This window comes from Siminovitchia fortis, assembly GCF_007681465.1.
Classification (GTDB): Bacteria; Bacillota; Bacilli; order Bacillales; family Bacillaceae_C; genus Siminovitchia; species Siminovitchia fortis.
In genome coordinates this window covers 35,677-56,484 of the sequence record NZ_VEKZ01000012.1, presented here as the reverse complement: position 1 = coordinate 56,484, position 20,808 = coordinate 35,677, and the positions used below count along the sequence as shown (strand labels likewise).

Sequence of the window (20,808 nt, the reverse complement as noted above, 5' to 3'; positions counted from 1 at the left end):
TCTAGTGTGCGACAAGAACCATCTTTTCTATCAATTCAAAGAGTTCGCTGTTCTCTTCTTTAGTTCCGATTGTGATGCGGACTCCATCAGGAAACGGCCTGACTGTAAAGCCCCTCTCCAGTAAATATTGGAAGACTTCTACACTTTCTTTTCCCGGGATTGAAATAAATATAAAGTTGCCCTGTGATGGATAATAATCTATTTCATGCCGCTTGCAGATCCCGTAAAATTTTTGAAGCTCAAGAGCATTTAAGCTCACGCTTTTTTCAACAAAATCCAAATCCTTCAATGCTTCTATAGCGGCTTTTTGGGCAAGCATGGATGTATTGAACGGCAGCCTTACAACTTCCAATTGCTTTATGAAGGATGCAGCTCCGATCCCATATCCTATACGGAACGCAGCAAGTCCGAAAGCTTTTGAGAAAGTCCGCAATACCATAAGATTGTCGTATGGGCCGAGAAGCGGTATCGTTTCAGGATAATCCTCCGCCGTTGCGTATTCGTAATAGGCCTCATCCATGACTACGAGAACATGCGATGGGACAGACTGCAGAAATTGTTCAAGTTCTTTATCGTTCACATACGTCCCGGTCGGATTATTCGGGTTGCAAATCCAAACCACTTTGGTTTTATCATCAATCTCGTTTGCCATTGCCTGCAAATCATGACGGCCGTCTTGTAAAGGCACTTCACGGATCTCCGCATTTTGCACGACGGCATTATGGCGATACTGGGGGAACGTACCAGATGCCATAACTGTATTGGATTTTTCATCCAGCAAAGCTTTGCTTATAATTTGAATCAATTCATCCAATCCGCTGGAAAAAATCAATTGATCTTCCTTGACTCCTGTGTACTTCGCAACCTCTGTTCTAAGAGCAGCCGCTGCTCCATCAGGATAAATTGCAAAGTCATCAATTTCAGAGATCGCTTCACTCACACGCGGGGAAGTGCCATAAGGATTTTCGTTCGATGCAAGTTTGACGATCTTTTCCAATCCGTACTCACGCTGTACTTCTTCACTTGACTTTCCCGGGGCATATGCTTTCAATGACAGCAGTTGCGGTTTCACTTTTACATTCATCATTTTCCCACCTTTAATTATTTGTAGAAGTCCGGCTCAGCGCCTGGTCAATTGGGAGAGCAGGCGCCCACCCTAATTAAAAGTTTCTTGTGTATTCTTTGTACTGTTCAACATGATCCTTTATTGCATCCATCCGGTCGTGTCCGAAATGCTCCAATACTGCGGCGGCCAATTCCCATGCAACCACTGCCTCGGCAACTACACTTGCGGCGGGAACAGCACAGCTGTCAGATCTTTCGATGCTCGCCTTGAAAGGTTCCTTTGTATCGATATCAATACTTTGGAGCGGTTTGTAAAGTGTAGGAATAGGCTTCATGACGCCCCTAACCACAATCGGCATTCCCGTCGACATTCCGCCTTCCAGACCACCCGCATTATTGGATCCCCGCGTGTATCCTTTTTCCTTATCCCACAATATTTCATCATGCACCTGGCTTCCGGGTTTGTGGGCGGCTTCGAATCCGATGCCGATTTCCACTCCTTTGAATGCGTTGATGCTCATAATGGCACCTGCCAGTTTCCCGTCCAGTTTCCTGTCGTAATGTACATAACTTCCTACGCCTGCCGGCATTCCCTCAACGACTACCTCTACTATTCCGCCGATCGAATCCCCTTGCTCCTTGGCTTCATCAATCGCCCGCATCATTTTTTCCGCAGCCGCTTCATCAAGGCAGCGAACCGGAGAGCTTTCCGTTTTTTCCTGTAATTCCTCAATGGTTCCATAATTGGTGTTTTCAGCACGGACTCCGCCGATTTCCAAAACGTGGCCGGCGACCTTGATGCCAAGCTGCGATAGAATGATTCTTGCGACAGCCCCTGCGGCTACTCTTGCCGTTGTTTCTCTTGCTGAGGAGCGCTCCAGTACATTTCGCATATCGCGATGGCCATATTTTAATGCTCCATTTAAATCGGCATGGCCCGGACGCGGACGCGTAATCTTCCTTTTCACTTCCTGTTCTTCCTCTTCACCAAGCGGTGCAGCCCCCATAATTTTCGTCCAATGCTTGAAATCCCGATTTTCGACGACAAGTGTAATGGGCGATCCCATTGTTTTGCCGTGGCGCACCCCGCTTAATATTTGAACCTGGTCTTTTTCAATTTGCATCCTTCTTCCACGGCCATAGCCTTTTTGCCGCCGGGATAATTGTTCGTTTATCATTTCTTCGGTAAGCGCCAATCCGGCAGGAACGCCTTCCAAAATTGCGGTCAACTGCGGACCATGTGATTCTCCTGCTGTTAAATATCTCATTCGTCATGCCCTCCAATAGCTATTTAAAATAAAAAACGCCCCTGCATATAGCAGGGACGATTCATTATCGCGGTACCACCCTCATTGCGGAAATTTTTTTCCACCACTCAAACAGATAACGGCTGCTCCGTCTTTTCATACTGGCCTGAGGCGAATCAAGCGTTCCTAAAAGAAGCTCGAGGAAGTAATTCGCATTCATCTTTGTGCTGATTTTCACCTGCCATCAGCTCTCTGAAGAAACAGGGAGATGAACACTACTTTGTCCTGTCATGGCTATTTTCAAAGTTATTTAACATTAATTTTTACCACATTATGATATGCTTGTAAAGCCAATTTTTACATTTAGCCGCAATGCACGAAAATCTTCATATTTACCGGCGATCGCCCCGTATCAACGGTGATATAATTAAAAATAGGCACACAATTTAAAAAATCTGCTTGACAAGTAAACAAATACGGTTTAATGTGTTGAGCTATCAATAAAAATTATAACACACATGCTTTACAGCGTTGAAGTCCTAAAGTTGATTTTTTAAAAAAATCTTCAACTGCTGTGATGCAGTGAATAAATCAAGGAGGGCTTATCGTTGTCAGAACTGGAAGTTTTACGTTCTCAAATTGAGAAAACCACATTGCAAATGTTAGAGCTGTTAAACGAACGGGGCCGAATCGCTCAAGAAATCGGCAAATTAAAAGAAATGCAGGGCGTGAAACGTTTTGACCCTGTCCAAGAGCGAAAGCTGTTGAATATGATTGCAGATCACAACGAGGGCCCATTTACTACATCAACTGTCCAGCACATATTCAAACAAATCTTTAAAGCAAGCCTGGAATTGCAGGAAGATGACCATCGTCAAGCACTGCTTGTTTCAAGAAAGAAAAAGCCGGATGATACGATCGTCTCCATCCATGGCGAAAACATCGGAGATGGGAAAGCCCACTTCATCATGGGTCCTTGTGCAGTTGAAAGCTACGATCAGGTAAAAGCCGTAGCGCAGGCATTGAAGGCTCAGGGACTGAAACTTCTTCGCGGAGGAGCTTTCAAACCTCGGACTTCCCCTTACGACTTCCAAGGACTAGGCCTGGAAGGCTTGAAGATTTTGAAACAGGCTGCCGATGAGGAAGGCCTTGCTGTTGTCAGTGAGATCCTCAATCCTTATGACATGGAAGCGGCACTCGATTATGTGGATGTCATACAAATTGGTGCACGCAACATGCAAAACTTCGAGCTATTGAAAGTTGCCGGTGCTGTACGCAAGCCTGTACTGTTAAAACGCGGGCTTGCAGCAACGATTGAAGAGTTCATGTATGCCGCCGAATACATCCACGCACAAGGAAACGACCAAATCATCCTTTGCGAGAGAGGGATTCGCACGTACGAAAAAGCGACAAGAAATACGCTTGATATTTCCGCTGTTCCGATTTTGAAGAAAGAAACGCATCTGCCGGTTGTAGTTGACGTTACTCACTCAACAGGCCGTAAAGATCTCCTTCTTCCTGCAACAAAAGCGGCAATCGCCATTGGTGCGGACGCTGTCATGGCGGAAGTGCACCCGGATCCTGCAGTGGCACTTTCTGATTCCGCCCAGCAAATGGACATCGCACAGTTCAACGAATACATGGAAGAAGCCAAAGCTTTTGCAAGCAAAATCGAAAAAGAAACAGCCAATATATAATTCCAATTAGAAAAGCGCAAGCGCCTTGCCCATCGACGTACAGACTGGAGTGCCTCCGACGAGATAAAGGAAACACGGCGAGGAACGAGCCGATGTTGACTTATCGTAGGAGGAGGTGCGAAGTCTGCTAGTCGATAGGCGCTGGAGCTAGACAACAAAAGCTTTGTTCAAAATTTTAAAGCTAAAAAATCTGATACCTTCTTACTCTGTAAAAAACGATTCAATTTCGAATGTCCGAAATTGAATCGTTTTTATTTTAGGATTGACCAGATCCGACAGTATGGAGAACGCTTTTAGGCTGCCAGCCTATCGTGATTGTTGCTATTACAAATTATAAATGACCGAATATTTTTTAATAAGATAATCGGTTAAATATTTTGCCGATAGCCCTTCCCCTGTGGCTTCCTTGATCAATTCAAGCGGTTTTTTCGTTTTACCGTAACGATGGATATGCTTGGTGAGCCATTCCTTTATCGGCTCGAGATTTCCCGACTTTAACAGCCCATCATATTCCGTTATTTCCCTCACCATGGCATTTTTAATCTGTGCAGCATACATATATCCAAGCGCGTAAGAAGGAAAATACCCGAAATTGCCGGCCGCCCAGTGCACATCCTGCAATACCCCTTCAGCATCGTTCTTTGGGCGGATTCCCAAATATTGTTCATATTTATCATTCCATATGTCCGGTAGGTTCTCAACGTTGATTTCGTTATTGAACAGGCCCTTTTCGATTTCGTACCGGATGATAATATGCAGAGAATACGTCAGGTTGTCAGATTCGATCCGGATCAGCGAAGGTTCGGCTTTGTTGATAGCGCGGTAAAATTCGTCCAGCCGGATGTGATCTAATATACCGCCCGCATATTTCTGCAATAATTCAAGGTTGTATTCCCAAAAGGATTTGTCCCTTGCCAATATATTTTCATAAAATAATGATTGCGATTCGTGGATTCCCATTGAAGTTCCCCTGCAAAGAGGCGTTCCGATCAATTCCTCTGATATATTTTGTTCGTACAATGCGTGCCCGCCTTCATGGATGGTTCCGAAAACGGCCATTCTCCAATCATTATCATAGTATCTTGTTGTTATCCGCACATCCCCCGGATTGAGCCCAGTGGCAAATGGGTGAATGGTCTCATCAAGTCTCCCCGCCCCAAAGTCATAACCCATCTGCTCCAAAATTTTCAAGCTGAATTCTCTTTGCTTTTCCTTAGGAAAAGGCTGATAAAGGAAATCCGTTTCCTGCTTGTTTCCGGATTCATTTATTTTTTGAATCAAGGGGGCGATGGCCCCTTTCAAGGTTTCAAATTCCTTGTCTATCGTTTCCACTGTAACACCGGGTTCGTACAGATCGAGCAATGTATCATATTTGTTGCCTTTATAGCCCCAATACTCAATGAACTTTTTATTGAAATCCACAAGCTTCTCAAGATATGGCTTAAACATAGCAAAATCAGATTTTTCGCGGGCTTCTTCCCACACATTCTCCGCTTCAGTTTGCAAAATCACATATTCCTTATACTCGTTTGGGGGAATTTTCTTGTTGCGATCATAGATTGTCTTACATTCCTCCAATGTTTTTTGCACCAGTTCCGGCAACTCCTCCTTTTGCCCGGACAATTTTGCGATAAAAGCAGCCATTTCTTCAGAAATCGACATCTGATAGTATTCGTCGGATAAAGTACCTATAACTTGGGACCTCTGTTTTACCCCTTTTTTTGGGGCGCCTGTCCGCAAATCCCAATAAATAAGCTGGAGAGCTTCTTTGAACGCTTCCATCTTTTTCACATACTCCATAAAAGCCGTTTCTGTTTCGTTCAACCGCATGTAAACGCCTCCATTATGTATAATATATCAATTTTATAATACATTGGCAGACTATTCCAGAAAATTTTCGATAACCAAAATAACGAAACGCAAGTGATCTTAAATTCACTTGCGTTTCATTTTTGGGCAATATTCCTCTTTTCCGATAGAACATGATAAATTGCCTTATTCAGGCTATGTTCCGCCTCCTGCAGACGCCTTTTTGCTTCTTCGGGCAGGTGCTCCTTTTGAAGGATTTCGTTGGAGGAGTACAATGCGTCGGATATCCTTTTAAAATCGCTCATCATATGAGACATAACCGTAAATCACTCCCTTTTTGAATTTATAACAAGAGTATATTCTAAACCCTTTTTATATATTCTTTTTGTAAGGGCTTTCATTTCAGAGAAAAATCAATGCCTTCCAAATCAGGAAGGCATTACTCGCTGTTTCACCTATAAATAACATTCTATAAGCCATGTTCTGTACCTTTGTACTGCAGACGATCATAGGGCGATCTCGTACTCAGGCGGTAATCATCTATCTGCAGGCGCTATGCCTGCCTCTTGCTGCGTTGATTTCCGCAATAAGAGTGCCTCTACCATTATTTGAGTTTCTCGCTCACGGGGTTTACCTCGTTCCACCTTTGCCGTTTCCGGCAAAGCTTCGTCACTGTGGCACTTTCAAGGTATTCACATCATATCTGTATAGACTTAGATGCTTTCCCTGCCGTCAGCCGTTATCCCGGCTGCCCTGGCTTATTGTTTCACCAGGCGTGATCACTACGGGCATCTCAGCACCGTGCGAGCATGGACTTTCCTCTGCCGCTTTGAAAAAAAGCAAACAGCGATTACCCGAATGTTATTTAACCGGATGATCATTATAATATGGAATTCTTATTTTTTCAAGTAGCAATAAAAGGATGTTTATACATTTTCATCAAGTTTGCTTCCAAATACATGCTTCTCCAAATTCGACAGCCGCTTTAAAATATCAAAGTTAGTCGTGCCTGCAGGCTGGATATGCTGGCGGCGTGAACTCTCTTCCAGCTGTTTTTTCAACCTCATGTTTTCCTGCTGCATCTCATCAATGATGGAATGCATGGATTCATAATCCTTGATAATCAAATCCAAGAACTTATCCACTTCTTCTTGTTTGTATCCTCGAAAACCTGTCTTAAATTCTTTTTCCAATATTTCTTTAGCAGTAAGTTTTAATTTCTCAGCCAACATTCGAGACCACCTCAAATTCAAACGACATTAATATCATTCTTTCAAAATATTGGTTATTTGTCAATTTAACCATTGAAATAATCAGCTCTTTAATCTTATGTACGGAACCAAGGATGACTCCTTTGCCATTCATCCTTGTTCCATTTTATCAATAAGGAAACATCGGTCCTCCCATTGGTCCCATTGGACCCATTGGACCCATTCCTGGTCCCGGGCCAAATCCGGGCCCTGGCGGCATACCATATCCCATTCCAGGAGGAGCAATCGATTCGGTATTCGTCACTTCAGTCGCACATGACTCAGTGTGCGGGAAGCTATGCACATGATTATAATTAATGTGGTTAACAGTTGTTGTATGAGACGGGTGAATTTCAGGTACAACATAATTATAACATTTGTTGATTACACAGCATTTCGTCGGGTGCACTACTGGCGGACATACCTTTGTACCACAGTTTATATACATAAATTAAACTCCTTTCCACCAAAGATTCTTTACACTAACAACCTATGTAAAATAACCATACATGTACTGATACAAACACCTATTTTACTGTTTGGCCACAGTCAAAAACATTTGATCAATATACGACAATTCCAAACAAATTGCGCTATTTGGACCAAAATAAAGTCGAATGTTGCGCTTGCCCGGGAAATGTTTTTCAGGATTATTTCCTGGCCGGCGCCTTGAATCTTTGATGGTGTGAAAAGAGAGCAGTGCCAAGCGCACTTTTTATTTTATTCATACATACTATACCATATATTTGCTTAGGGAGGGAGACCTATAATGACGGAAAATTTTTCAAAGGACAACTCAAAAAATAAGGGCCATGAACCCATTAATCAGTTAATGAAGGCGATGAATGATTTTTTCGAGCACCGCCCTGTCAAAGGTTTTTTGGAAAGCATTGATGAATTATTCGTAACTTCCCCTTTTTCAAGCAGCTTTCCTGTAGAATTAAAGGAAACCGGCTCAAAGTACATCATCCAGGCAAAGCTGCCGGGAATTAAAAAGGAACAAATTGAGATTGACGTTTTGCAGCAATACATTACAATCTCAGTTATGCATCGTGAAACGATCACCACCGAAAATAAACACCAGGAAGTAGTCCAGCATAAAGATACAACAAGAAGAACTTCCCGAACCATTCCGCTGACAAAAGCCATTGACACAAAAAATGTAAAGGCAACGTATGAAAACGGCCTTTTGACAGTCTCCATCAACAAACTAAAGGGAAAAAGAATTGATATCACATAGCAGCTTAGCATTCCCGGATAGTTGAAAAAAGGAACGGTCATATTTGACCGATTCCTTTTTTCTTTAGGTTTTGAAGAGACTTCCCAGACCTTTCGCCATATTGGAAACCTGTGTTAAGGCATTCATCATTTGGCCTGCAGTATCCATCATTTTATTCAGGTCAAGAGAGCCGCTTTGGGATTTGAATGAATTCAGAAATGAGTTGAAATGCCCTGTTTGCGGCGGTTGGGGCAATTTTGGAATATGATAAGGATGGGAATATCCGCCCTGGTATTGACTATGCAAATGTTCTTCATCTGCCTGCAAAGGATTATGAAATAACTGGCTGGTCAGATTATTTCCTCCAGGCGGCGGATTCATATATTGTTGAGCATGCATATGGCCCATTTGCATTGGAGCTTGGTAAAAACCGTTAGGCGGATACGTCCCAAAGCCTGAATGATGAGGCACTGGCATGTTCGGATAAGGAGGGGCATAACTTGTAATCCTTCTCATGTGGTACATCCATGATATCCTCCTTCTTCTTCAAAATTACTCTACATATAAAATATGTGCATTACCGAGAAATGTGATAAAAGCACATTTTGGAAACGCATACAAATATGTCGATTTTTCTCCTCCTTTGTCGGAAGTCTCACTTTTCTATTAAAAAGGAAATCAAAAAAACTATGTTACTATGTAAAAAAAGCCTGGGAGGTATGTTCATGACAATTCACGAATTAAAGGAAAAGTTTCTCCAGAAAAGGTCATACCCTATTGAAGACACTTGTCAATTGCTGGACTTTGCTAAACAGACTTATATCAATAACGAAATATCCCTGAAGGAATTCAGGAGCGTTGTTCGTGAATTGGAAGCACTTGGGGCCAAAAACATTGATGTGTTCTTTGAAAGCGCTATTAAAACTGAAGCATAGAGCAAAAGCAAATCCCCGGGGTTATTGATCCGGGGATTTGCTTTTTTCTATTTCTTCAAGAATCCGTTCCAGCACATATTCGATCGATTGAATATGGCTCTTGAACCTCTTTATGCTTGTATCGGGAAAAAATGCCCGAATGGAGACCATCTGTAAGTTTTCAGCGGTATTTTTAATTTGCAGCGGATGAAGGTTTTTGGGCCTGATATCGGTCACCCACTTGACGGCTTTCGGCTCCCATTCCTCGCTCAGTGCCTTCACTTTGTCAGCAAAAGGTTTCACTTCTGTATAGAAATCTCCCTGTTTCCCCGTTGTACGGCAACGATGAAAAGATTCGGCTGCCCGGCGGTTGCACTCGAGCAATCCGCTTGTCATTTCTTTCAATTGTCCATACTCCATCTCTTTAGCACCTCTATGCTCCGGCTCCAGCGCCTATCGACTAGCAGACTTCACGCTTCTTCCTACGATAAGTCAACATCGCTCCGCTCCGCTGCGCGTGTTTCCTTTATCTCGTCAGAAGCGCTCCAGTCTGTACGTCGATAAACAGGCGCTTACGCCTTTGTTCCTGCACTAATCATCTTATCTTCCTACAGGAAGCTTTTCAAGAGGTAAAGTATTTAAGAAACATGATATTGTCTTATTCTCTCTCTTGCGTTTTTCAATTCCAATTGGGCAAGTTTTCTATCTATTTCCCTTCTCTCCCGACTCATTCTGGCTTTTTCATTTGACTCTTCATCCCTGACTTTTTCGGCAATTTGCTCTTCCAGCAGATCCAACTGGTCCTTGATTTCCGCCAGCTTATTAAGGCAGTCTTTCAAATTCATCGTTATCTCCTTTCGTCCGGCTTATTTGATAACGTATTCTCCCTTCCGAAAGAACTTCCTGCCAAGCTGACAAAACTAGAAGCAAATCGGCAAACAAAGTGTTTAATCTTTTTTAACCTCCACTGCTTTTCGACAGGTTGTCAAGGGGCGTTTGAAAGCAGCTGCTTTGCAAGATGATACAGCCGGAGCTGTTCCTGCTTTTGATAAAACCAGTCCGTCACAGCAGCCGGTTTTTTCATGCATGGAGCTTTTGGCCATCCGCGCTTTGGGGGGTGTTTCAAAGACCAGTCCTCCACTGCCCTTTCGTGATGTTCAATAATGGGCAGAACAGCCCTGATAAAAGGACTTTTCCGTTTTTTTCGTTCATAGGCATAACGTTCATAGTCATAACGTGAGCCGGTAGGTTCGGTTTTGACGGAAAAATGGAGAAAACGCGGATAAAGATCATTGTCAAACAAAATGGAGGCAAGGCGTTTGCCCAAATGTATCCTTTTCCATACGTTTTTAAACTGAACAACACTTTCCCCATACAATTCACCATTTGCAGTCGGAAAAACAATGCAATTGAAATGCAGGAGCTCATGAAGGACAAAAAAGGCTGAATGAAATATTTTATATTTAAAAGATGGGTGTAAAATAACCGGCTGCTGAATGACATGTTGTTCATTGACAATCAATGCATACAGCAGCCTCTTTCTGTCGCCTCTTTTCCAGAAATGCCGCCATTCATTTTGCATGAAACGCGAGACATAAAAATGATCCAGCAAATGGAACATCGGGCGTCCTGTCTTTTTTGAATATTGATATATAAGAAGTTGGGGAAAGGCATCTTTAAAAAATGATCCAATTCGCCCTTTCCAATGACAAAAAAAGCCTTTTTCTCGTCTTTTCATCAAGTATTTCCGGGATAATTTCTCCATATAGATCCCCCATATTCCATCCGGTGTTTCTCGAAACCATAGACGCCAAAAAAGACCATGCGATTTCAGGATTCTCCAAAAAGAATCGCTGATAGCATTTTGTCCTTGAAATGTTATCTTTATTGCCTCTAAACTCTTCCTGTCTTATCCGATTTATAATAAAATATTCATTGGATCGAATCCTGTCAAATGGACTGCCGGGCTTCATCACTGTATGCCCCCACATCATTTTCTCTTTAATATGTACCAAAGTTCCATATTTTTATTCAATGCCTGTGATATAATTTAAATTCATAAGGGGGATAAAACATGGAATTTCATTATCCTACAGGCCGGAAATATGTGGCACGGCCTGAAAAAGAGAATAAAAATGATCTGCCCGATAAAGAGATCATTTATAGTAACAGGGGCATGACGCTGGAAGAGGATTTAAATGAAACAAACCAATATTATTTGTCCAATGGACTGGCTGTCATCCACAAAAAGCCAACGCCGGTTCAGATCGTCCATGTCGATTATGCAAAGAGGAGCACTGCCGTCATAAAGGAAGCCTATTTCCGCCAGGCATCGACAACTGATTATAATGGGATATCCAATGGAAAATACATTGATTTCGAAGCAAAAGAGACAAAGAGCCCTACATCCTTTCCATTGAAAAATATTCATGGGCACCAGATAGAGCATATGAAAAATGTAATCAAACAAAATGGGATTGCCTTTGTCATCATCCGTTTTTCGGCCACGGAAGAAATCTATTTGCTTGAAGGAGAGCATCTATTCAAATTTTGGGACCGCATGAAAAATGGCGGCCGCAAGTCAATCACAAAACAGGAACTAAAAACCTATGGGCATTCCATCGAATTAGGGTGGACCCCAAGGATCGATTATTTAAAAGTCATACGGAATCTTTATTCATTCTGATATTGATAAAGAAACTGCTGTATGGAAAGTGAGGATTATGAATGGGAGAGAATTATCAATCTCGGACAGAGCGGCGCCGTAAACTGGGTGCCGATAAAAAACATCAGAAGGGCAAGAAAAAAGGCCTATTCAAAAAGGTGGTTGTACTTTTACTGATTCTTGCATTTGCAGGTTTGGCAGCTGGCGCCGGCACGTTTGCCTGGTATGTAAAAGACGTCCCCAAACTTGACAAGCAGTTGCTTGTCGACCCTGTCGCTTCGGAATTGCTCGATATTAACGGGGAAGTGTTTACGACTTTGGGAGCAGAGCGGCGTGATTATGTTGAAATTGACGACATTCCCAAACAGGTAAAAGATGCTGTTTTGGCTACAGAGGATGTACGCTTTTACAAACATCACGGCATAGATGTCAAAAGGCTTGCCGGAGCAGTCCTTGCCAATTTCTCGCGCGGGTTCGGTTCTGAAGGAGCTTCCACCTTGACTCAGCAGGTTGTTAAACGCTCTTTCCTTTCCGATGAAAAAACATTGAAAAGAAAAGCCCAGGAAGCGTGGCTGTCCATCCAGCTTGAAAATAATTACACGAAAGACCAGATTTTTGAAATGTACGTGAATAAAATTTATTATTCAAACGGCATTCATGGTATTGAAACAGCTTCGAAGTTTTATTTTGATAAAACCCTTGATGAATTGGAATTGCAGGAAGCGGCGTTTTTGGCGGGTCTTCCGCAGAGCCCGAACAATTATAATCCATATAAACATCTTGAAAAAGCGGATAAGAGGAAAAACATCGTTTTATCTCTCATGTATCAGCATGGCAAAATCAGCAAAGAACAAATGGAAAAGGCTAAGAATATCTCTGTTGGCAAAACTCTCATCCCTCAAGAGAAGAACCAAAATGAGTCATATAAGTATGATTCTTTTGTAGATCAAGTCATCAGGGAAGTTGAAGAAATGGGAGATTATAACGTCTTTGCGGATGGATTGAAAATTTATACAACGTTGGACCCCGATGCACAGCAATATACCGAAAAAATGCTCTTTACGGATGAAGTCGTCCAATATCCTGATGAAAAGTTCCAGGCCGGAATCGTGCTGTTGGATACAAAATCCGGTGAGGTAAGGGCAATTGGCGGCAGCCGGAACCAGGATGTCAAACGCGGACGCAATTTCGCTACACAGTTGAAAGATAAAACACCGGGTTCTACGGCAAAACCGATTTTTGATTACGGTCCTGCCATTGAGTACCTAAATTGGTCGACATATGAACAGATCGTGGACGAACCATATACGTACACGGGCGGTACACCGATCAATAACTTTGACAGATCCCACCTGGGACAGATGTCCATCAGGGAAGCCCTGTACCGTTCAAGAAACATTCCTGCTTTAAAAGCTTTCCAGGAAGTCGGGCAGGAAAATGTAAAAGAGTTTGCAGAAAGATTGGGATTAGATGATCCTAAAATAGTGGAATCTGATGCAATCGGAGGGGGAGAACAGCATCCTTCCCCTATGACTCTTGCCGGTGCGTATGCAGCCTTCGGCAATAACGGAATGTATAACAAGCCGCATACGGTCAAAAAGATTGTTCTGATGGATGGCGAAACGGAAATCAAGAACAAAGTGGAGCCTGAAGTTGCCATGAAAGATTCAACAGCTTACATGGTGACGGATATGCTGAAAGACGTGCTGTCGGGCAAATCGGGTGCTACAGGAGGAGCAGCAGCCATACCCGGATTGCCGGTTGCAGGTAAAACCGGCACAACAAACTATAGTAAAGAAGACATCCTTAAATATAACATTCCTGACGGAAGCTCCCCCGACTCCTGGTTCGCCGGGTATACGACAAATTATACGATTGCAGTTTGGACAGGCTATGAAGAGAGAAAGAATCCGGTCCTTCCAAAGGATCTGACCATTGCTCAGCATCTATTCAAAAACCTGATGACGCATGTGTCGGCAGATGTTCAAACACCCGATTTCACCATGCCTAAAAGCGTTGTTCGGGCTGCGGTTGAAAAAGGTTCAAACCCTGCCAAAAAACCTAGTAAGTATACTCCTGAGAGCAATATTGTCTACGAGCTGTTTGTCGCAGGCACGGAACCGACCGAAGTATCACAGGCATATGATAAACTTGATGCCCCTTCAGTATCCGGGGAATATAAAGAGGATGGAAACCAGGTCGTTTTCTCATGGAGCCATCCGGACATGGATAAAAATGATATGAAATTTGAAGTGAAGGTAAACCTTGGAGGCGGGAAACAAAAAGACATCGGGACAACTTCAGACACAAGCTATACAATCAATGAAGTTGAACCCGGTGAAACATACGGAATTCAAGTTGTTGCAGTTGCAGGCTCTCAAAGGAGCGCACCAGGGTCTGCCAGCGTGACCGTCCCTTCGCAGGAAGATGAGGAAGATGAGGAAGATGTCCAAGACGAAGATGAAGATTCAGAAAATCAAGATGGCCAAGAAGACCAGGGCGATGAACAACAAAACGACCAGGATCAAAACCAAAATGATGATAAACAAAATGATAACAACGGACAACAGCCTGGAAATAACGGAAATGACGGGAATGGTAATCCCGGAAACGTGAATCCTGGAAATGGCAACAATGGCAATGACCAGGAAAACCCCGATAACCCTGATTCACCGGCCGATACCAATCCGGAAGGCCGAAGGGAAAATAACTGATTTAAAAAAATGGATGGCCTATTGGCCATCCATTTTTTTAACTATTTATCACTGTTGCATCTCTTTTCTTCATTCTTTTCTTCCCTTCCCTGCACAAATCGAGTAAAGGGCAAATATGGCATTGCGGATTTTGAGCTTTACAATGGTATCTTCCGAAAAAGATCATTCTGTGATGACTGATGGACCAAAGTTCTTTTGGAATTTTTCGCATTAATGCCTTTTCAACTTCTAATACGCTGTCTTTCCAGCGGCAGAAAGCCAAACGCTTGCTGACCCGTTCCACATGTGTATCAACTGCAATGGCAGGAATGCCAAAAGCCACTGAAACGACGACATTGGCTGTCTTGCGCCCAACCCCGGGAAGTTTGACGAGTTCATCACGGTCGGCCGGCACTTCTCCCCCGTATTCTTCCAAAAGCATGAGGCACAGCTTTTGGATATTCTTTGCTTTATTACGGTAAAGCCCAATGGAACGTATATCCTGCTGCAATTCCTCAACAGGCACTTTAAGGTAATCTTCCGGTGATTTATATTTTTTAAAAAGGGATTTGGTTACCTTATTGACAAGGACATCGGTGCATTGGGCCGATAATAAAACAGCGATGACAAGTTCGAACGGATTCGAATGATTCAACTCACATTCGGCTTCAGGAAACATTTCCCCCATTGTGTCGATGCAAAATCGGATTTCCTGCTTATTCAGCATATATTCACCTCCAATGTGTCAAAGGTCATGGTTCCAGCCAATTGTAAACCGGAATAGTCTTTGATGTTGTTTCTGTTGCGGGCTGGGCAGGCTGCTTCGTTTTTTGCCTGAATTGTATGCCCTGCATCCGCGCCTGTTCAAGAGTACGGACTCCGTTTCTCTTCCAATTGAATAAAATGCGGTCTATATAGCGAAAACTCAGCTTTCCCGCCAAAACCGCCTCCCTCAAAGCAGCTTTGATGATAACCGGGTCCTGTCCGTCATCATCCAGCCACATGGCCAGATTCTCACATTCCATCGGAGACAGCGGCCTTCCGAATTCCTGCTCAAAAAGGGTGTATAAGTCATGTTCCTCGAGCAATGTATGTTTCAAGCCGTTTTGCTTTTTATCAAATTTTAATTCATCGGCAAGCCTTGCCCACAATGAGCTCAATGAATATTTTTCAAAGCGGATCCCATCTTCTGAAAGTCCTTCCTCTATCGAAAGAATCTGCATTTGTACAAGTTTTCTTAACAGGCCGGAACATTCACTGCTGTTTATCGTCATTCTGCCAGCCAATTGTTCCGGTGTAGGAAACTCGTTGCCTGCCTCAATAAACGAAAGGATATGCAATAACAGTGCCAATTCTTTTTCATCCAAACCGATCTGCTTGTACTTCTGCATTAAAAGATTCGGGACCTGAATCATGCCGGCTTCCATCCACGACACTATTATATCTTTATCCATATTCAGCACCTCGTCTTTACTAGCGTGGAAACCGCTTTTTATCCTTCGATGCAAAGACCACGCACAAATTGCACGTGGCCTCTATATATTATTGACTTTTAGACTCCACAAAAGAATGAATTCGGCTGATCGCTTCTTCCAGCAATTCAAGCGATGCCGCATACGAAAGCCTGATGTTTTCCGGTGAACCGAAGCTGGAACCCGGCACGACAGCCACAAGCGCCTCTTCAAGCAATGCCCGTACAAAGCTGTCTACATCTTTATAGCCGGCAGTTTCAGCAGCTTCTTTGACGTTCGGATATAAATAGAATGCCCCTTGGGGTTTCAGGCATGTCACACCCGGAATATTTATCAGTTTTTTATGAATGATGTTCATTCTTTCTTCAAATGCCTGCCTCATTTTTTCTACTGGTTCCTGGGTTCCGTTATAAGCCTCAATCGCACCATATTGGGATGTTGTTGCCGGATTGGAAGTCGAATGGCTTGCGACGTCCGTCATGGCCTTGATGATTGTTTCGTTTCCCGCCGCATATCCAATTCTCCAGCCGGTCATGGAATGTGATTTGGACACCCCGTTGATAATGATGGTCAAATCTTTAAGTTCAGGCGACAATTGAGATATTGAAACATGCTCATGGCCGTCGTATAGAAGCTTTTCATATATTTCATCAGAGATGATCAATATATTGTTTGCTTTACAAACTTCCCCAATCTCGCCCAGTTCTTCTTTAGAATAGACCATGCCTGTCGGATTGCTCGGCGAGTTGATAATGACAGCCTTTGTTCGGGAAGTTATCGCATCTTCAAGCTGTCTGCCGGTAATTTTGAAGTGATTGGCTTCTTCTCCGTCGATGAACACCGGCTCTCCCCCAGCCAATTTTACCTGCTCCGGATAACTTACCCAGTATGGAGTCGGGATGATCACTTCATCCCCATCATTCAATATGACCTGGAAAAGTGTATAAAGGGCGTGTTTGGCACCGTTTGTAACAATGATTTCAGAAGCTTTATAATCAAGCCCTTGATCCCTTCTGAATTTACCGATGATTGCCTGTTTCAATTCAGCCAGGCCGCCGGCGGGTGTATACTTTGTATGTCCTTCTCCCATGGAACGGTATGCCGCCTGAATAATATTATCCGGGGTGTTAAAATCCGGTTCACCGGCTCCCAGCCCGATCACATCGAGGCCGCTCGCTTTTAATTCTTTTGCCTTTGCTGTAATGGCCAGTGTGGATGAAGGTGAAACTTTGGATACCCGATTTGATAATTCAATCATATACAACCCCTGCTTCCTCTATAAATTTTCTATTTTTCTCAACCATTTCCCAGAATCGAAATGGATGTAATAATAATTTAAGTTGGAGTTTTCATCCAGATAGGACAATTCCCAGACAGGAAGTTCCTTTTCCATCCCCAGCCTGACACCAAGAATCTCTTTAGGTTTTTTTTCGCTCAGTAATTTATTGACTGCGTCCTGCTTTGAGACACCGTCTGATATTTTCTTTACATGGACTTTATCTTTTTTATTGTCCGGAATCCATGCAGCGGCTTCCTGGCCTTTGCTGTTTTTTCCAATCACCACATAGTAAGTCCGCGAACCATTATATAAATAAAACTCGTCCGCGCTTTTTATGTCCGTCTCTGATTTCAGTCTTTCCTCAGCGGCATCCCTTGCCTTTTTCATGGGCGCCATCGCTTTGCTGTATACACATCCGCTTATCCCTGCAGCGATTAACAGGCAGGAAAGAATAATCGCGAGCCATTTATACATGTACATCCCTCGTTAATACAGAAAATCTTCGTTTTATTGAGCACGCGTTCCTCAATACACATATTTTGTTATTAATAACCGGCCCGTTTTCTGCCACAATATTAGTAAGCACGCGGTATCCCCATCATTATATCATGATGGCGCCGTCGTTTTTAAAAAATCTAGTCCACATTGTAAACGTCGCTTTCCGGCGGCGTTTTACTTTTTATCCAGCCAGCTTTCAACTGAAGGAATCAGGTGATCCAAGGGACCTTTTTCAAGCTTAATGGAAGGAATGGACTTTAGAAAAGCCTTTCCGTATGCAGATGTAATGACTCTCTGGTCAAATACGAAAAAAACACCGCGGTCTGTTTTTTTCCTGATTAGACGTCCAAAACCCTGTTTGAATTGAATAATGGCCTCAGGAAGAGAGTAGGCTGAAAATGGATTTTTTCCGCCTGCTTGTACATACTCCAATTTTGCAGCCGTAACCGGGTCATCAATTGGGGAAAAAGGGAGTCTCACGACGACAAGGCAGGATAAATCCTCTCCCGGAATATCGATGCCTTCCCAAAAACTGTTTGTTCCCAAAAGGATCGCCTTTTGAAAGTGCCGGAAGCTTTTTACAAGCCGGCTTCTGCTTCCTGACGAAACACCGTGGGCCAGAAGGACAAAATCCCTGAGCTCATTGCTGTCGTATAATAATTCATGCGTTTTTCGAAGCATCTCATGGGATGTGAACAAAACGAGCATCCGTCCTTCAGCCGCATTGGCAACAGCAATCAAGTGACAGGCTATTGACTCTGCATATTCCTCCATAGGAACAGAATTGATTTCCGGAAGATCTGTCGGTACAAGCAGTTTAACCTGCTTTTCATATGGAAATGGCGATTCAAATCGTGTTTCAATCCTGTCAAATGAATGAATGCCGATCTCCTCGCTAAAAAATTTAAATGAATTATTCACTGTTAGAGAGGCTGACGTCAAGACGACACTTTTATGTTCTTTAAAAAGCCGTTCGGATAAAAAACAGTTTATATTCAACGGCTGCCTATGAACGCTCGTTCTGTTCGCCATGCATTTTTGATCACTTTCCAGCCACATCACGTCACTGTTTTCCGATTGAGAGAGCAAATGTTTAACCTGTAACCCCATTTCAGTCCATTCCCCGTGAAAGCCGGCCATTTCTTCCAGGAACGCCAACTCTGCAGGTGAAAGTGAAGCCTGGCTTTTTTTGATGAGCATAAGCCGTTCCTGAATCCCCTGGGAAATAAGCTTATGGAAATCCAAAAAGCGCTCGGCACACATCATGACCTTCTGCCAGCTTCCCCCGGATCTGATCTGATCAGAAACCCTTAACTTGGCTCTTCTGTTTTTCCCTTTATTCGGCCGGGTACGCTTGAGCATTTGGCTCAGCAATGTAAATAAATCATCTGTTTCAGCCTCTATATTTTGAATCGCATGATCCACTGCGAAGGAATGAACAGAAGGAACAGCCGAAGCTTTGGCCGTATACCTTTCAAGAGTGTAAAAACGTTTCTTTTTTTCGGTTGTCCCTAATTTGCCCAGCAAAAACTTTATATGGTTGTAATCAAGCTTACGACCGAGCTTGGTCCGTACGGATTTTTCCAGGTGATGGGCCTCATCGATAACAATAAAATGGCTCTTTGGCAGAACTGGATGCTCCAAATCAGCGACAAGCATGGAATGGTTTGTAATGATAATATCCGCACTCTCGGCAAGATTTTTGGAGTGCAGGTAAAAGTCACGGGAAGTCCACGGGTCATTGTTCCTGTCAACAAACGACCCATCATTGCATATTCTCTTCCAGTAAAGCTTTCCTCCGCTTGACAGGTTCAATTCATCCATATCTCCTGTTTCTGTCTGCAGAAGCCAAATTAATATCTTCATTTTTGTGATCGTTTCATCATAAGAGGAGTCCGGTTCCTTAAGCGTCTGCTCGAACTTAAGCATGTTGATATAATGCTCCCTGCCCTTGATCAGGGCTGTTCTATAGGAAAAAGGAACAGCGTCTTTCAGGATTTTTATTTCTTTTTCCAGAATCTGATGCTGCAATTGAATCGTGTATGTACTAATGATGACTTTTTCCTGCCGGCCAACCGAAAAATAAACACTCGGAAGCAAATAAGCGATTGTCTTGCCGATGCCGGTACCTGCCTCTATAACAGAATGCGTGCTTGTCCGGAATGACTGGTATACTGTATCCATCATCTCGTACTGTCCGTTCCGGGACTCAAATTCTTTGAACAAAGGCTGCAGGAGTTTGACTTTGTCATCTATACCTTTTGGATAATCCAGTGATCGGATCGGAGCCTCCCCTGCCGGCATCTGTTTATTCTTCAGCACAATACCGCGAAACGATTCAAGGCCTTCGGGAAGGCTTTCCAGCCGGCTTTCCTTTTCTTTTTTGACCGACTCAAAAAAAGAAAACATGCTGCTGTTCAGGTTTTTCGATAATTCACAAAGCTTTTCCAGAGTCGCCATGGGAAGGTTTTTTGCTTTTTCCAATAGCATTAACAGCAATTCCGCTGTAGCAAGGGCATCACTGTCCGCCTGGTGCGGTGTAATATGCTCAAGCTCCATTTGATCTGAAAGTTCTTCCAATTTATAACTGTTAGCCTTTGGCAGGAGGATGTTCGCCAGCTCGACCGTATCCAAGGTTTTTTCAATGGGATTGGCAAAACCGGCATCTTCCAATTCCCCGGCAATAAAACTGCGGTCGAACTTTACGTTGTGGGCCACAAAAATCGCCCCATCCAATATGGAATGGATCACCCCGGCAATTTCTCCAAATCGGGGTGCTTCGGCTACCTCTTCTTCACCGATGCCTGTCAGTTCTTTAATAAAAGAAGGGATGGGCACTTCGGGATTGACAAAAGAAGTATATTGATCCGTGATGCGGGAGTTTTCCACAGTAACTGCAGAAATTTGTATCACCCTGGATCCTTTAACATATGAATTCCCCGTTGTCTCAACATCTACTACAACATATTTGCCTGCCATCCTCTTCACACCTTTAATCCT

At 43.3% G+C, this 20,808-nt stretch carries 20 protein-coding genes, 1 other RNA gene and 1 other annotated feature; of the genes, 5 read left to right on the top strand and 16 right to left on the bottom strand.

Features of this window, described 5'->3' with window-relative positions; all coding sequences use genetic code 11:
• Window position 1 precedes the first annotated feature (1 nt).
• Both hisC and aroC read right to left on the bottom strand, forming a co-directional pair.
• Window positions 2-1,084 (bottom strand): histidinol-phosphate transaminase, encoded by a 1,083-nt coding sequence (gene hisC, locus FS666_RS06310; protein ID WP_144461126.1) that lies wholly within the window; start codon window positions 1,082-1,084, stop codon window positions 2-4.
• 76 nt (window positions 1,085-1,160) lie between these two features.
• Window positions 1,161-2,333 (bottom strand): chorismate synthase, encoded by a 1,173-nt coding sequence (gene aroC / locus FS666_RS06305; RefSeq protein WP_144461096.1) that lies wholly within the window; start codon window positions 2,331-2,333, stop codon window positions 1,161-1,163.
• 49 nt (window positions 2,334-2,382) lie between these two features.
• Window positions 2,383-2,613: a binding site (T-box leader), on the bottom strand.
• A gap of 307 nt (window positions 2,614-2,920) precedes the next feature.
• Between aroC and FS666_RS06300 the strand changes: the two genes are divergently transcribed.
• The gene (locus FS666_RS06300; protein ID WP_144461097.1) at window positions 2,921-4,009 is read left to right on the top strand and encodes a bifunctional 3-deoxy-7-phosphoheptulonate synthase/chorismate mutase; all 1,089 of its coding nucleotides are present in this window, start codon (window positions 2,921-2,923) and stop codon (window positions 4,007-4,009) included.
• Between the two features lie 324 nt (window positions 4,010-4,333).
• On the opposite strand, the gene FS666_RS06295 is transcribed toward FS666_RS06300, so the two are convergent.
• The 4 genes from FS666_RS06295 to FS666_RS06280 form a co-directional block, all read right to left on the bottom strand.
• Window positions 4,334-5,839, bottom strand: a complete 1,506-nt coding sequence (locus FS666_RS06295; RefSeq protein ID WP_144461098.1) for a carboxypeptidase M32 — start codon at window positions 5,837-5,839, stop codon at window positions 4,334-4,336.
• Between the two features lie 446 nt (window positions 5,840-6,285).
• Window positions 6,286-6,680, bottom strand: an RNA gene (rnpB, locus tag FS666_RS06290) — RNase P RNA component class B.
• 64 nt (window positions 6,681-6,744) lie between these two features.
• Window positions 6,745-7,050, bottom strand: coding sequence for a cell division regulator GpsB (gene gpsB / locus FS666_RS06285; protein ID WP_120073025.1), 306 nt, complete (start codon window positions 7,048-7,050; stop codon window positions 6,745-6,747).
• 148 nt (window positions 7,051-7,198) lie between these two features.
• Window positions 7,199-7,516: a CotD family spore coat protein gene (locus FS666_RS06280; protein WP_144461099.1), complete on the bottom strand. Its 318-nt coding sequence runs from the start codon at window positions 7,514-7,516 to the stop codon at window positions 7,199-7,201.
• Window positions 7,517-7,837: 321 nt separating this feature from the next.
• Here FS666_RS06280 and FS666_RS06275 point away from each other — a divergent pair, with 321 nt between their 5' ends.
• Complete coding sequence (locus FS666_RS06275) at window positions 7,838-8,308, top strand: Hsp20/alpha crystallin family protein (protein ID WP_120073029.1); 471 nt, start codon at window positions 7,838-7,840, stop codon at window positions 8,306-8,308.
• Window positions 8,309-8,371: 63 nt separating this feature from the next.
• Here FS666_RS06275 and FS666_RS06270 read toward each other — a convergent pair whose 3' ends face one another.
• Window positions 8,372-8,812 carry a YppG family protein gene (locus FS666_RS06270; protein ID WP_144461100.1) on the bottom strand — a complete coding sequence of 147 codons (441 nt, stop codon included), beginning with the start codon at window positions 8,810-8,812 and terminating at the stop codon, window positions 8,372-8,374.
• A gap of 200 nt (window positions 8,813-9,012) precedes the next feature.
• On the opposite strand from FS666_RS06270, the gene yppF reads away from it, so the two are divergent.
• Window positions 9,013-9,222 (top strand): YppF family protein, encoded by a 210-nt coding sequence (yppF, locus tag FS666_RS06265; RefSeq protein ID WP_120073033.1) that lies wholly within the window; start codon window positions 9,013-9,015, stop codon window positions 9,220-9,222.
• A 21-nt stretch (window positions 9,223-9,243) separates the two neighbouring features.
• Here yppF and FS666_RS06260 read toward each other — a convergent pair whose 3' ends face one another.
• The 4 genes from FS666_RS06260 to FS666_RS20440 all read right to left on the bottom strand — a co-directional run bounded on the left by FS666_RS06260 (window position 9,244) and on the right by FS666_RS20440 (window position 11,174).
• The gene (locus FS666_RS06260) at window positions 9,244-9,621 is read right to left on the bottom strand and encodes a YppE family protein (protein ID WP_144461101.1); all 378 of its coding nucleotides are present in this window, start codon (window positions 9,619-9,621) and stop codon (window positions 9,244-9,246) included.
• A gap of 218 nt (window positions 9,622-9,839) precedes the next feature.
• Complete coding sequence (locus tag FS666_RS06255) at window positions 9,840-10,046, bottom strand: hypothetical protein (protein ID WP_144461102.1); 207 nt, start codon at window positions 10,044-10,046, stop codon at window positions 9,840-9,842.
• Window positions 10,047-10,186: 140 nt separating this feature from the next.
• On the bottom strand, window positions 10,187-10,939 hold the full coding sequence (locus FS666_RS06250) for a DUF2515 family protein (RefSeq protein ID WP_260842100.1): 753 nt from the start codon (window positions 10,937-10,939) through the stop codon (window positions 10,187-10,189).
• Window positions 10,878-11,174 carry a DUF2515 family protein gene (locus FS666_RS20440; RefSeq protein WP_260842090.1) on the bottom strand — a complete coding sequence of 99 codons (297 nt, stop codon included), beginning with the start codon at window positions 11,172-11,174 and terminating at the stop codon, window positions 10,878-10,880. The genes FS666_RS06250 and FS666_RS20440 overlap by 62 nt, the downstream gene beginning before the upstream one ends.
• A gap of 101 nt (window positions 11,175-11,275) precedes the next feature.
• Here FS666_RS20440 and recU point away from each other — a divergent pair, with 101 nt between their 5' ends.
• Together recU and FS666_RS06240 are read left to right on the top strand one after the other, a co-directional pair.
• On the top strand, window positions 11,276-11,887 hold the full coding sequence (recU, locus tag FS666_RS06245) for a Holliday junction resolvase RecU (RefSeq protein ID WP_144461103.1): 612 nt from the start codon (window positions 11,276-11,278) through the stop codon (window positions 11,885-11,887).
• A gap of 41 nt (window positions 11,888-11,928) precedes the next feature.
• Window positions 11,929-14,580 carry a penicillin-binding protein 1A gene (locus tag FS666_RS06240; protein WP_144461104.1) on the top strand — a complete coding sequence of 884 codons (2,652 nt, stop codon included), beginning with the start codon at window positions 11,929-11,931 and terminating at the stop codon, window positions 14,578-14,580.
• Between the two features lie 37 nt (window positions 14,581-14,617).
• Here FS666_RS06240 and nth read toward each other — a convergent pair whose 3' ends face one another.
• The 5 genes from nth to dinG all read right to left on the bottom strand — a co-directional run bounded on the left by nth (window position 14,618) and on the right by dinG (window position 20,787).
• Complete coding sequence (nth, locus tag FS666_RS06235; protein WP_144461105.1) at window positions 14,618-15,286, bottom strand: endonuclease III; 669 nt, start codon at window positions 15,284-15,286, stop codon at window positions 14,618-14,620.
• Between the two features lie 25 nt (window positions 15,287-15,311).
• Complete coding sequence (locus tag FS666_RS06230) at window positions 15,312-16,013, bottom strand: DnaD domain-containing protein (RefSeq protein WP_120073042.1); 702 nt, start codon at window positions 16,011-16,013, stop codon at window positions 15,312-15,314.
• Window positions 16,014-16,101: 88 nt separating this feature from the next.
• On the bottom strand, window positions 16,102-17,286 hold the full coding sequence (locus FS666_RS06225; RefSeq protein ID WP_128205403.1) for a pyridoxal phosphate-dependent aminotransferase: 1,185 nt from the start codon (window positions 17,284-17,286) through the stop codon (window positions 16,102-16,104).
• Window positions 17,287-17,307: 21 nt separating this feature from the next.
• Window positions 17,308-17,784, bottom strand: coding sequence for a cell wall elongation regulator TseB-like domain-containing protein (locus FS666_RS06220; protein ID WP_120073044.1), 477 nt, complete (start codon window positions 17,782-17,784; stop codon window positions 17,308-17,310).
• 198 nt (window positions 17,785-17,982) lie between these two features.
• Window positions 17,983-20,787, bottom strand: coding sequence for an ATP-dependent DNA helicase DinG (gene dinG, locus FS666_RS06215; protein WP_120073046.1), 2,805 nt, complete (start codon window positions 20,785-20,787; stop codon window positions 17,983-17,985).
• Window positions 20,788-20,808 lie beyond the last annotated feature (21 nt).